Annotated in this window: 10 protein-coding genes; 2 read left to right on the top strand and 8 right to left on the bottom strand. The window is 42.7% G+C overall.

Annotated features, from left to right (window positions below):
• Positions 1-399 precede the first annotated feature (399 nt).
• Both CDZ94_RS15795 and CDZ94_RS15790 read left to right on the top strand, forming a co-directional pair.
• Positions 400-1725: an ABC transporter substrate-binding protein gene (locus CDZ94_RS15795; protein WP_096438649.1), complete on the top strand. Its 1326-nt coding sequence runs from the start codon at positions 400-402 to the stop codon at positions 1723-1725.
• 135 nt (positions 1726-1860) lie between these two features.
• Positions 1861-3348, top strand: a complete 1488-nt coding sequence (locus tag CDZ94_RS15790; RefSeq protein WP_096438647.1) for an alpha-N-arabinofuranosidase — start codon at positions 1861-1863, stop codon at positions 3346-3348.
• A 398-nt stretch (positions 3349-3746) separates the two neighbouring features.
• On the opposite strand, the gene CDZ94_RS15785 is transcribed toward CDZ94_RS15790, so the two are convergent.
• The 8 genes from CDZ94_RS15785 to CDZ94_RS15750 all read right to left on the bottom strand — a co-directional run bounded on the left by CDZ94_RS15785 (position 3747) and on the right by CDZ94_RS15750 (position 13393).
• Positions 3747-4904: a sn-glycerol-1-phosphate dehydrogenase gene (locus CDZ94_RS15785; RefSeq protein WP_096438645.1), complete on the bottom strand. Its 1158-nt coding sequence runs from the start codon at positions 4902-4904 to the stop codon at positions 3747-3749.
• Positions 4905-6026, bottom strand: coding sequence for a GntR family transcriptional regulator (locus CDZ94_RS15780; RefSeq protein ID WP_096438643.1), 1122 nt, complete (start codon positions 6024-6026; stop codon positions 4905-4907). It abuts the gene before it with no gap.
• 131 nt (positions 6027-6157) lie between these two features.
• A complete protein-coding gene (araA, locus tag CDZ94_RS15775) occupies positions 6158-7639 on the bottom strand; it encodes an L-arabinose isomerase (protein ID WP_096438641.1) in 1482 nt (493 codons plus the stop codon).
• Positions 7640-7701: 62 nt separating this feature from the next.
• Positions 7702-9363, bottom strand: a complete 1662-nt coding sequence (locus CDZ94_RS15770) for a ribulokinase (RefSeq protein WP_096438639.1) — start codon at positions 9361-9363, stop codon at positions 7702-7704.
• A 22-nt stretch (positions 9364-9385) separates the two neighbouring features.
• Positions 9386-10126 carry an L-ribulose-5-phosphate 4-epimerase gene (araD, locus tag CDZ94_RS15765; protein ID WP_096438637.1) on the bottom strand — a complete coding sequence of 247 codons (741 nt, stop codon included), beginning with the start codon at positions 10124-10126 and terminating at the stop codon, positions 9386-9388.
• 79 nt (positions 10127-10205) lie between these two features.
• Complete coding sequence (locus CDZ94_RS15760) at positions 10206-11165, bottom strand: glycoside hydrolase family 43 protein (RefSeq protein ID WP_096438635.1); 960 nt, start codon at positions 11163-11165, stop codon at positions 10206-10208.
• An 80-nt stretch (positions 11166-11245) separates the two neighbouring features.
• Positions 11246-12751, bottom strand: coding sequence for an arabinosylfuranosidase ArfA (gene arfA / locus CDZ94_RS15755; protein WP_096438633.1), 1506 nt, complete (start codon positions 12749-12751; stop codon positions 11246-11248).
• 18 nt (positions 12752-12769) lie between these two features.
• On the bottom strand, positions 12770-13393 hold the full coding sequence (locus CDZ94_RS15750) for a YesL family protein (protein ID WP_096438630.1): 624 nt from the start codon (positions 13391-13393) through the stop codon (positions 12770-12772).
• Positions 13394-13407 lie beyond the last annotated feature (14 nt).

Below are 13407 nucleotides of genomic sequence, written 5' to 3'. Positions count from 1 at the left end.
CGTATAAATTTCAAAAATATTTTGTATTTTACGAAAATAGTACGAATGAATTAATTCATTTAAATGATATTTACTCTCAAAACAATGGAGCACACCGCTTTTTTCAACACGAACAACGACTCAACTAACATGTTAATTAGTAAGAGATCAGCTAGTTTCAGTATCATAAAATTGATACGTATCCTATTGATATTCATAGCATTCCAATATTCCCACCTCCTTTTAACACACGTATAACTAACAACATTTATTAAATATCGAATTATTCAGAAAATAAACTTGCTATTAGGATGCCTCACTTCTATAATAATACTTGAATGTTATACGTACAAATATCACTTTTATCAGTAATAACAACTATAACATGCATACCTATTTGTAGAAGGAGGATTTTCTTGAATGAAGAAATGGTTAGGTTCATTAGTGGCACTGTCTGCTTTGCTGGGTGCTTGTGGCGGCGGGGATACGAGTGGAGATTTAGAAGAATCCATTACCATCGGCGATAACGTAGAAGATTCAACGGAATTAACTTTCTGGACGTTCGCTGAAGTACACGTACGTATTTTCGAAAATGCTGTTGAACGATGGAATGAAGAAAACGCTGATCGGCCGATTACTTTAACTGCTGAAGTCTATCCGTATGATCAAATGCACAATAATTTACTCATGTCGATACAATCTGGCAGCGGTGCACCAGATATCGTGGATATCGAGCTTAACCGTTTTCCTGACTACTTACAAGGAGAACCTCAACTGGAGCCTATGAATGAGTATGTGGAGCCAGTTATCGACGAGTTTGTTGAATCTCGACTCGAAATTTACAGTAAAGATGGAGATTATTATGGATTGCCGACCCATGTTGGTGCAACCGTCATGTATTATAACGAAGACATCATGGACGAAGCGAATGTCGATATCAATGCTATCGTCACATGGGATGATTACGTTGAAGCTGGCGAACAAGTCGTTAATAATACCGATGCTTTAATGACTACATTCGAAACCGACGATATCTTTGTCTTATGGTCGATGATCAGCCAGCAAGGATCTGATTTTATCGATGAAAAAGGAGACATCATTATTGACAATGACATTAATGTTGAGACACTCGATTTCATGGCAGAGTTAGTTCACGACAAGGAGATTGCCGACATTGCTCCTGGTGGTTTACATCATGCGGAAGAGTATTACGGCTTTATGAATGAACATGGCGCAGCCTCAGTGATGATGCCAATGTGGTATATGAGCCGCTTCCTTGATTACATGCCTGACTTAGAAGGACAAATTCAAATTCGTCCTCTTCCAGTATGGGAAGAAGGTGGCGATCGTTCTGCCGGTATGGGGGGGACAGGTACTGTCGTGACGAACCAATCTGAAGAGGTAGAACTGGCCAAGGAATTCTTAGCTTACACGAAATTGTCCGAAGAAGGAAACATCGACCTTTGGAAAGAACTTGGCTTTGACCCACCAATGTGGGATGTTTGGGAGTCAGAAGCTATGTCTGAAGATAACGAGTATTTCCAATTCTTCCATGACGACATCTTTGAGATCCTCGTAGAAATCCGGGATGAAGTCAACCCTGTCAACATAACCGCAGACACTCCTAGTGTGTCTGATGAACTTACAACTAATATTTTCAACAACGTACTCAGACAAAATTCACAAACAGCACGAGAAGCTTTAGAACAAGCGAAAGTAGAAATTGAAAACAGATCAAGTGACTAACACGTTTGCTGAAATAAATTAGGTGATTCAACACGGAACATTCGATTATCTCATTTAAGATTTATTCTTGGGCGTGAGCGACAGAGCCTCACGCCCATAACCTTCCTATTAATAAAATCATGAGGAGGAACACCGATGTCAAAACCAATCGTTATTAATACAGATATTGAAAAAGGAAAAATAAATAAAAATATATACGGCCATTTTTCTGAGCACCTCGGAAGATGTATTTATGAAGGTTTCTGGGTCGGAGAAGACTCTGAAATCCCAAATACAAACGGCATTCGAAATGATGTAGTGAACGCTCTAAAACAAATAAGCATTCCGGTTCTGAGGTGGCCTGGTGGTTGCTTTGCTGATGAATACCACTGGAAAGACGGTATTGGTCCCCGGGAAAATAGAAAGAAAATGGTCAACACACATTGGGGTGGCGTCGTTGAAAACAATCACTTTGGAACCCATGAATTTATGATGCTCTGCGACATGCTTGGTTGTGAACCCTATATTTGCGGAAATGTCGGCAGTGGTACCGTTTTAGAAATGCAAGAATGGGTTGAATACATGACGCAAGATGGAGAATCACCGATGTCTAATTGGCGCAAAGAAAACGGCAGAGAAGAGCCATGGTCGTTAACGTATTTCGGTGTTGGGAATGAAAACTGGGGATGTGGAGGAAACATGAGACCTGAGTATTATTCCGATTTATATCGACGCTATCAGACCTATGTTAGAAACTATGGGGATAATCGTATTTATAAAATTGCCGGTGGTGCTAATATTGATGATTACACGTGGACAGAGGTTTTAATGCGTGAGAGTGCGAGATTTATGGATGGTTTAAGCCTTCATTATTATACGATCCCCGGACATTTTTGGAAAGGAAAAGGCTCTGCCACTGATTCGAGTGAGAACGAATGGTATATTACGATGAAAAAAGCGCTACATATGGATGAACTAATTACAAAGCATTCGACGATTATGGACAAGTACGATCCTGAAAAACGGGTCGGTATCATCGTGGACGAATGGGGAACGTGGTTCGACGTAGAACCGGGGACCAACCCGGGATTCCTATACCAGCAAAATACAATTCGCGATGCAGTCGTTGCCGGACTACATTTCCACATTTTCCATAACCACTGTGAACGTGTTCAAATGGCCAACATAGCCCAGACTGTCAATGTTCTACAGGCAATGATTTTAACGAATGGCCAAGACATGATTTTGACACCAACATATCATGTTTTTGATATGTTTAAAGTTCATCACGATGCACAACAATTGTCCATTTCTGCTGATGTGCCAACCATGAGAAGTGGCGAGGAAGAACTGCCAAAAGTGAGTGTGTCTGCTTCAAAAATGGAAAACGGCCAGATCAATATCAGCTTATGTAACCTCGACACGAAGAATGATGCCCCTGTCTCAGTGGACTTACAAGGGATGAAAAATCAAGTGAACAACGTCTTAGGTAGAGTGTTAACAGCTGATGAAAACAATGCTCATAATACATTTACCCAACCGGAAAATGTTGTTCCAAAAAACCTGGAAGGCATCGACCTTTCTGATACGAAACTCACTGTGACGTTACCACCCAAATCGGTATCGGTCATTACGCTAAATTAAAGGGGGGGCTATTCATTTCAACACGATGTAAAAGTTGCGGGTTTGATGTAAATGTCAGTCCCAAAGGCCACAACCCGGATAAGAGTGACGTTTCAGAGACATTGTATCAAGATCGACTCAATGCGTGCATGACTTGTCCGGCCCTCCTTTATGGTACGACCTGCCAATACTCGGGATATATCGTTTATTATAAAACGGCCTTCAAGGATCAAGTGTGTCCGCATCCTGAAAATGCCAGATGGTAATAATTGAGTTAGTGGTCTGGATTTTATACGAAAGGGCGCTCTCATACAACGTGCGAGCACCCTTTTACGGGTTGTTACCCTCTCTCTCTTTGCGCACCAATAAAACAACCCACCTTGCCGACATTCCAGACAGAGTGGGTTTACTAACGTTCCTCATTTTTCATTCATATATCGCAACATCGTTCTTCGATTACGAATCTGATGCGCTTCTTTTAAACTATCATTGAAAAGGTTCTCTTCGACCCCAAGTTCATCTAATGTCGTTTTCCCGCCTACCGTTCGTAAATACCCTCGCATAGCGTCTCCTTCTGGAATACCATTTAAAATTTCAGTCACTCCAACCTGGTCCATTTGTGTATCTTCACGTAGGACAGCTGCGACTTCATTTTTATAAAAGTCAGCGATTAAACTTGCGGAAACTCCTACTTTTTCACCGTGTAACAATTGTTTTCGCTGCTCCTGGAGAAATTTCATTTCCCAAAAGTGAGACAGATGGTGCTCGCCACCTGATGCAGGGTGGGAGTGGCCGAACAATGACATGGCGAGCCCAGACTGAATAAGGGCTGTCATAAGCTGTTTGATTCCCTCTTCGTCTCGCCTGCCGATCTGATCAATGCACTCAATACACGTGTTCAATGCTTCCATCGTCATATTAGCTGCCGCTTGACAGTACGGCTCTCCACCAGTTAACCGGCCGAATTTCCAATCTGCGATAGATGTATATTTCCCGAGCATATCACCAAATCCAGCTGCCACCATGGACTGCGGGGCTTCGCACAGGATGGCCAATTCAGCAAACAATGCTATAGGGGCATGTGTTTGAAAGGTAATCTTCTTCTTTCGCAGTACAATGGGGGCACCCATTGAATTAAAACCGTCCACCGAAGGGGCCGTAGGTACTGAAATAAACGGCAGTCCCATTTTATAGCTCACAAAGCGAGTTATGTCATGAATCGTCCCCGCTCCAACAGCAATCAGTACCTCCGTTTCTTTGTCTGTATCCACCTGCGCATGAATGAGTGACACTTCATCGGCTATCACATCACCTTGCTCATCTGCAGGAACGAGTGAGATCTTCACACGAAAGTCGCTTTCAGCAAGTAGTGCCTCTACTCTCTTTCCTGCCGCACGCTCGGTTTGTTCATCAAAAACAAGGAGCACATTCCGGTAATTATTGTCATGTAAATAAGAACGAAGCTCATGTAAAGCTCCGTTCTTAATAACAAACGTATCAGTTGAAAGTGGATAGTGTTTGTTTTCACAAGTACAAGTATTCTTTTGGTTATCATACCATTCCTTCACCGACTTCACTTAATTCACCTCTTTGTTGACCCCAGCTTTATTCGTCGAGTTTCTGATCACGAGTTCGGGCTCATAAACAACCGAAGACACGTCGAACTTGGCAGAAGGGTTCTGTTTTTGCTCAATCAATTGTTTAATCAAACGACCCGCTTGTACCCCCATATCAACTTTCGGGTGTTTAATCGTTGTTAACTTGACTTCTGATGCCACAGAGAGAAATGAATCATCATATCCAACAATCGAAATATCGCCAGGGACAGACAAGTTCATTTCACGAATCACATCGAGAAGAATCAGGGCAAGCTGGTCGTTGTAGCAGACGATCGCTGTTGGTAAATCCTTTCCTTGCTTTAATTTCTCACGCAACACTTCTTTTGGTAATGTATCTTTCGTTTCCGTTGTGTAAGTCACGATGTTTTGTGGACTGATTGGCAAGGCGCTTTCCCGGTGAGCCTTAATGAAGCCTTTCATCCTTTTCATACCTTGAATATCATCATTTTTAAAAAAACCCAGGATGCGCTCGTGCCCTCGATCAATCAAATGCTTCGTTTGCAGACGTCCGCCTTTTGCATCATCCATAATAATATGGGTCGGCTCCAGCTCCTCATAATAGGCATTGATCATGACGTAAGGGATTCCAAGGCGTTCAATATTAAGATAGTAATTGATATTAGGATTGGGTAAGGCACTTTTCGTCGGCTCAACGATTAAACCATCAAACTGCTGAGACAAAACAGACTCCAGGTAGCGGCCTTCCTGCTCGATATTGTTGTTCGTACTAAATACCGTTACCTGGTAGCCGTTCTCACTTAAATACCCTTCAGCACCACGGATGATCGTCGGGAAAATATAATCGGAAAAATAGGTCGTAATAACAGCAATATTTTTCGTCCTACTATACCTGTTGTTTTTCTGCAGTGAACGGTCAGCACAAAAGGTTCCCGCTCCTTGTTTTTTATAGATCCATCCATCATAGACGAGATCTTCAATGGCTTTTCGAATGGTATGGCGGCTCACCTGGTATTCCTTCATGAGCTCGTTTTCCGATCCGATCTTCTGGTGTGGTTGAATAAACCCTTGTAAGATTCGTGATTTTATTTTATTTTTGACAATATTATATTTTGTTTCCATAATCCATTCCACCTCGCAATTGTAAACTTATACGTACAATTATCATACCATGTTTTGTTTGGTTAACACATTTAAAACATTAAATTCTACGAGGTTTTTGTGACCTATCATTATACACTGTTAACTTTCTGTTACGACTTCCATACAAGTTCGTTCCAGGATAGCTCTTTTTTGAATTGGTAGATGTCCGTATTTTTATTGATAACGACGGATTCAATACCAGACATTTCTGCCCAGTCTATCACTTGCTCTTTCGATGCTGCAAAAGACAGAACAGTATGATGGGCACCACCGGCATGAATCCACGCTTCCGTTGCGGTAACTAGAGATGGCTGAGGTTTCCAAAGCAGCTTAGCCACAGGTAAATGAGGCGTTTCCTCTGTCGGTACAACTGCCTCCACTTCGTTAATAATTAAACGAAAACGGTGTCCCAAGTCGATGAGACTCACATTGATCGCTTCTCCACCAACTCCGTCAAACACCATTCTCGCAGGGTCTGCTTTACCCCCGATGCCAAGAGGGTGAACCTTAATTGCCGGCTGATGATTCGCCACAGTTGGGCAAATTTCAAGCATATGAGATCCGAGAACCATTTCATTACCTGGTTCAAAATGATACGTGTAATCTTCCATGAAAGTCGTCTTCTGATTATTTGTCATTACCTTCATCATGCGAAGTAACGCAGCCGTTTTCCAATCCCCTTCTCCCGCAAATCCATACCCTTGTTCCATTAAGCGCTGAGCAGCAAGTCCAGGTAGCTGTGTCATCCGGTGTAAATCTTCAAACGTCGTTGTAAAAGCATTATACCCCTGATCATCAAGAAATGCCTTGATACCTAGCTCAATTCTAGCTTGATCAAGTACCGATTGTTTCAACGATACATCTCCCTTAATATGTTGACCAATGGCATATATGTCTTCATATTCTTTAAATAAGTTCTCAACATCACTTTCTGAGAAACTATTAATATACTCGGCTAAATCACCAACACCAAACCCGTCAACGGTCCAGCCGAACTTCACCTGCGCTTCCACTTTATCACCGTCTGTCACTGCTACTCGACGCATATTGTCACCGAAACGGGCCACTTTTACGTTGTGGCTTTCAGCATAACCTGCGGCCGTTTTCATCCAATTGCCGATTCTCATGATGACATTTTCATTTTGCCAATGACCGACCACTACTTTTCGGTCAATGTTCATCCGTGATACCATAAAGCCAAATTCTCGGTCACCGTGAGCAGACTGGTTCAAATTCATGAAATCCATGTCGATCTCTTTCCACGGAATATCTCGGTTGAATTGAGTATGCAGATGCAACATCGGTTTTTGCAACAGATTCAAGCCTCTAATCCAAATTTTTGCCGGAGAAAAAGTATGCATCCATGTAATGACACCCGCACAGGAACTGTCAGAGTTCGCATCAATGATGACATCCCGTATGCCATCCGATGTGGTAAGAACAGGTTTCAAGCGAATGTTAAAAGATGCAATAGACTGATTGAGTCCTTGAACAATCTCTTTCGCCTGACCCTCCACCTGTTCTAATGTGTCATTTCCATATAAGTGCTGACTCCCAGTCAAAAACCAAAATTCATAATGATTACTACTCATCGTGTATTCCTCCCCTTATCGTAGCTTATACAATAGGTACAACTGTCTTCAAAACGAGATCTTTAACCATGCCGCAAACTCTTCAATCGCTTCATTACATCGTTATCACCGCGACCAAAATAATCATGAAGTTGTTTATATTCTTTATAAATTTTTTCATAACTTTTCACGTTCTCAGGAATTGGCGTATACACGTCATCCTTGACTCGTCCCATATGCTTCGCTGCTTCAATAATGTCGTCATAACCGCCATTTTCTTCCCCTGCTGCAACAGCTGCGAACATCGCTGCCCCCAGTGCTGGCGTCTGCTTAGAGTCAGCTACCTTAATCGTTCGGTTCGTCACATCCGCGTAAATTTGCATTAACAACGGATTATTTTGCGGCAAGCCACCACAAGCATACAATTCATCTACTAGTACGCCGTTGTTATGGAACGCATCGACAATCACTCTCGTACCGAACGCTGTTGATTCAAGTAATGCTCGGTAAACTTCTTCCGGTTTCGTCAGTAATGAATAACCGAGCATCACCCCACTTAACTCTGTATCCACAAGAACCGAACGATTTCCGTTCCACCAGTCAAGAGCAAGGAGCCCGCTTTCACCAGGCTTTAACTCTGATGCTTTTTCTTCAAGTAGGGTGTGAACACTTTTACCGACTTGCTCCGATTCATCGTGAATGTATTTTGGAACGGCCTGATCGACATACCAGCCAAAAATGTCACCGACAGCTGACTGTCCAGCTTCGTATCCGTAATAACCTGGAATAATACCGTCTTCAACAACACCGCACATTCCTTCTACTTCCACTTCTTCCTTGCCGAGTAGCATATGACAGATCGATGTCCCCATCGCCATCACCAATTTTCCTTCGTCCACCACTCCGACAGCCGGAACAGATGCATGGGCATCCACATTGCCCACAGCCACTGGCAGTCCTGAAGGTAATCCCGTCGCTTTGGCCATTTCATCAGTCAAACCGCCTGCGCTCGTTCCAAGTGGCACAACATCACCACTCAATTTCGTGTCTGTTAAATCTACCAGTTTTGGATCGACTGCTTTAAAAAATTCTTTTAAGGGGTATCCTGCCTGTTTATGCCATGCCGCCTTATATCCTGCTGTACAACTATTTCGCAAAAGTGTACCGGTCAACTGCATAGTCACCCAATCCGTCGCTTCCACAAACTTATCTGCTTCGTCATAAATATGTGGTGCTTCATCTAGTATTTGATACGCTTTCGCCAGCATCCATTCAGACGACAGCTTACCACCGTACCGTGGAAGAAAACTTTCTCCTCGCTCTTCAGCAATTCTATTAATCTCATTTGCATGTCTCTGCGCTGCATGATGTTTCCATAGTTTTACCCAGCTATGTGGGTCATCTTGATGCGTTGCTTTAAAACAAAGCGGCTCACCATTTTTATCTATTGGAAGCATCGTACAGGCAGTAAAATCAATGCCGACAGCGACCACATCTTCAGAGTTGATGCCTGATTGCTCCAACACTATGGGAACAGACCGTTCAATCACTTCGATATAGTCTTTTGGATGCTGCAGTGCCCACTCGTAGCCTAGTTCCACATCTTTATTCGGAAGTGTTTCATCCATCACGCCGTGCGTGTATTCCGTCACATGTTCAGCTATCTCCGTCCCATCCACCAACGATACGAGAACAGCACGGCCTGATTGTGTTCCATAATCAATTCCAATTGCATATTTCCCCATTGTCTCCACCTCCATGTTATCGTTAATTTTGCCCGTAATATGCGTTCTGCCCATGTTTTCTAAGAAAGTGTTTATCCAGTAACGCTTGATCCATTCTCGGCGTTGATGGTGCAATTTGATAAGTTACCACTGCCATTTTTGCAATTTCTTCTAACACTACCGCATTGTGAACCGCGTCATTAGGGTTCTTCCCCCAATTAAACGGGGCGTGACCATTAACCAGAACGCCAGGCAGGGCAACTGGATCGAGGTTCTGTTCACGGAAGGTCTCTACAATCACCTTGCCCGTCTCTTTTTCGTATTCCATTTGAATTTCATCTTCGGTCATTTTACGTGTGCACGGTACTGCCCCGTAGTAATAATCACCATGGGTTGTGCCAAGGGCTTCAAGATTCTTCCCAGCCTGCGCCCAACTCGTTGCCCAAGACGAATGTGTATGAACAATTCCACCAATAGTAGAAAAATTTCTGTATAAATACACATGCGTCGGTGTGTCGGAGGACGGCTTCAATCTCCCTTCAACGACGTTACCATCTAAATCTACGACGACCATATCATCTAACGTTAAATCGTTGTAATCCACACCGCTTGGCTTGATCACTACAAGCCCTTTATCTCTGGCAATTCCGCTCACATTTCCCCAAGTGAACGTCACCAATCCGTGCCTCGGAAGCGCCTGGTTCGCTTCTAATACCGATTTTTTCAATTTTTCAAGCGCCACATGAATCACCTCATCCTTTTCTTGTTTGTCGTCAAGTCCCATTATCCGGATGTATAATTAATAAAAATCATTAATTCGATTATTTGTACGTATGTTTAGTTGTAAAAAAGAGGGCCTGACATTAAGCATCAGGCTTCGGCTCTCCGAAAATCGGAAAGCCGTCCTCATCCCACTCAATTACTTGAGCTCGAGTGTGACGGTTCGGATCATATAATGGGTCCCCTTCTATTTCCTTATAATTTCTTCCGTGATAGATCAGCACATCTTTCTTCCCATCTTCACTAACCGTAAAACTGTTGTGTCCAGGTCCATACTGCCCATTCGCTTCGCTCGTTTGAAAAACAGGCTTATCTACTTTTTTCCAAGAAGCTGAATCTAGTAGGTTAGCGGACTCATCAGCATATAATAAACCCATGCAATAATTATGGTCGGTCGCACTGGCCGAAAACGTCATGAAAATCTTGCCGTTCCGTTTTAATATGGCCGCTCCTTCGTTAACATAAAAACCGATCCGTTCCCAATCATATTCCGGTGTGGTAATCATCACTTGGTCATCTGTCAATGTCCAAGGATTCTCCATTTTTGCGATATACATGTTAGAATTGCCTTCAATATCAGGGTCTTTCTGTGCCCATACGTAATACCGCTCACCTTCATGCTCAAATGATGTCGCATCAAGACAAAACGTTTCCCATTTAGACTTCACTTGACCTTTTTCGACCCATGAACCTTCAACAGGGTTCGCAGCATCACACTCAAGCGCGTACATACGGTGATCAAATAGTCCGTTATCCGTCTTAGTAGTTCTTGCCGCTGCAAAATAGATATACCATTTTCGATCGATAAAGTGGATTTCCGGAGCCCAAATATTAGCACTCAATGGGCCGCTTTTATATTTTCGCCACACAGTCTTTGGTGTCGCATCGCGCAGCCCCTCGATCGTCTTCGCCCTTCTTACTTCAATACGATCATATTCCGGAACAGATCCAGTGAAGTAATAATATCCATCTTCATGTTTGTAAACCCAAGGGTCTGCTCTCTGCTCAATAATTGGATTACGATAACCATATGTCTTTTCCATCCCGACTCTCTCCTTTAAGCACCCTTTAACATTTTTGCTTAGATTGTATAATCCACTCTCAATGACGATGTTTTTATACCTTATTTAACACGCTTTAGACGAATGACATTCCACGAAGCTTTTGATAACATAGCCTCAACGAATCCACCTTTTAATGAAGATTTCCCGTTACTATGCGGTGCCACAGCCTGGTTTTGAGCTGTGTTAACGGCTTTTAAATCATCATGCTCAAGCACGACATGTTCAGCAATTTGATATTCTTCAAATCCGCTTACATTAATGTCCACTGCCAATGCCTCACTGATATGACGGTTCAAAGCAAAGATCGTCACTTCCTCATGTTCTTCGTTATAAACAACAGCACTATCCAAATACTCAACATCTGTGAAATCTTTCGTATCAAATTTCGGTGATGATACAACGGGTTGTAACGATGTCCCGCGCCCGAAAACAGACGCATGCATATATGGATAATAGATCGTTTGCTTCCACGCCGCTCCCATGTTATCAGTCATGATCGGAGCAATCACATTGACGAGTTGAGCCATGCATGCCATCTTCACTCGGTCCGCATGCTTTAAAAATGTAATAAGAATACTTCCTACTAGAAGAGCATCCTCAAAGTTATAATGATCTTCCAGTTGAGGAGGGGCGATCGTCCAAGAGTCCAGCTGTTTATCATGGTCAGTAGAATGGTACCAGACATTCCACTCGTCAAAACTGAGCATCATCGTTTTCTGACTCCGTTTTTTCGCTTTTATATAATCACTAATGGATATTACTGTAGAAATAAACCTGTCCAGTTCTATCCCATTTGCCAAGTAGTTTTGTGAATCTTGATCTTTATTGCCGAAATATTGGTGAAGAGAGATATAATCCACTTCCTCATACGTGTGGTCCAGCGTCTCCGCTTCCCATTCAGGAAATGTTGGCATTGTCGAATTGGAGCTACCGCACGAAACCAGTTCGATAGTAGGGTCAACCAACCTCATGGCTTTGGCCGTCTCCTTTGCCAGCCGTCCATATTCATAAGCAGTCTTTTGACCTACCTGCCACGGACCATCCATTTCGTTTCCGAGGCACCACGTTTTAATGTTGTGAGGTTGTTCGTACCCATGTTTTCTTCGTAAATCACTCCAGTACGAACCACTTGGATGATTACAGTATTCAATAAAATTTCTCGCAGCATCTATCCCTCTTGTCCCAAGATTAACCGCCATCATTACCTCTGAACCGGCTTTTTTAGCCCAATCGACAAATTCATTCGTTCCAACCTGGTTTGTCTCAATGGTTCGCCAAGCTAGCTCTAGCCTTCTCGGACGATCCTCTTTCGGGCCTACACCATCTTCCCAGTTGTAGGCTGAAACCATATTCCCTCCAGGATAACGGACAATCGGTACATTCAGCTGCTCCACCAAGCCCAACACATCTTTACGAAATCCCTGTTCGTCCGCTTTTGGATGATTTGGTTCGTAAATCCCGCCATAAACGGCACGACCTAAATGTTCAATGAAAGAGCCATAAACCCGGTCATCAATATCTGCAATTTTATATTCTTTATCAACAATCATTTTTGCTTTTTGCATGTCTGACCTTCCTTTCTTTTATGAAAAACTTTGTTTTGCGTGTTTATGTTCGATTTTTTCAAGCGTACGAGTAAAGAACCACATGAGAATATAGGATAAAACACTACCAGAGAAAAACAGAATCACAGTTGGAAACGCCAATGAAACGTGAGCGGATGCCCATACAAGAACGAGAAACAATAAAGCAATGTGAAAACGTCCCATAACGAATAGCGTTGTTTTCCGGATCAAATCAAAACTGTTTCCTTCAAAATGAATCGATACAGGAATAGCAGAAACGGCCATTAGCAAGTAAAAGATGACGAGCAATATAAACGAAATGACAATGAACAACGGTACCTCTGCCCCTGACATCGTTATTGCCTGATAGTTCACAAAAAGGACCATTCCGATAAAAGCTGTCGCCCATCCATAAAGGTTGGCTTTCATCACGTTCTGTTTAAAACATGTAACAAATGTCTTAAATATCGGAATGTTTTGTTCACCGCGCACCCACTGTCGTGATACCGAAAACATCGCAACGGTGGCAGGAAAGAACCCAATCACACCAAAGCCAAGGACTGTAAACCCGAGCCACATCATATTTAATAAAGCAAATTTCGATATTACTCTGAAAAGGTTCTCTAGTTTTTCTACAACCATGTCGTTCACCCTTT

It is taken from the genome of Alteribacter populi (assembly GCF_002352765.1).
GTDB classification, from domain to species: domain Bacteria; phylum Bacillota; class Bacilli; order Bacillales; family Salisediminibacteriaceae; genus Alteribacter; species Alteribacter populi.
Note: the sequence above shows the minus strand (reverse complement) of the source record. Positions and strands in the feature narration are given on the sequence as shown.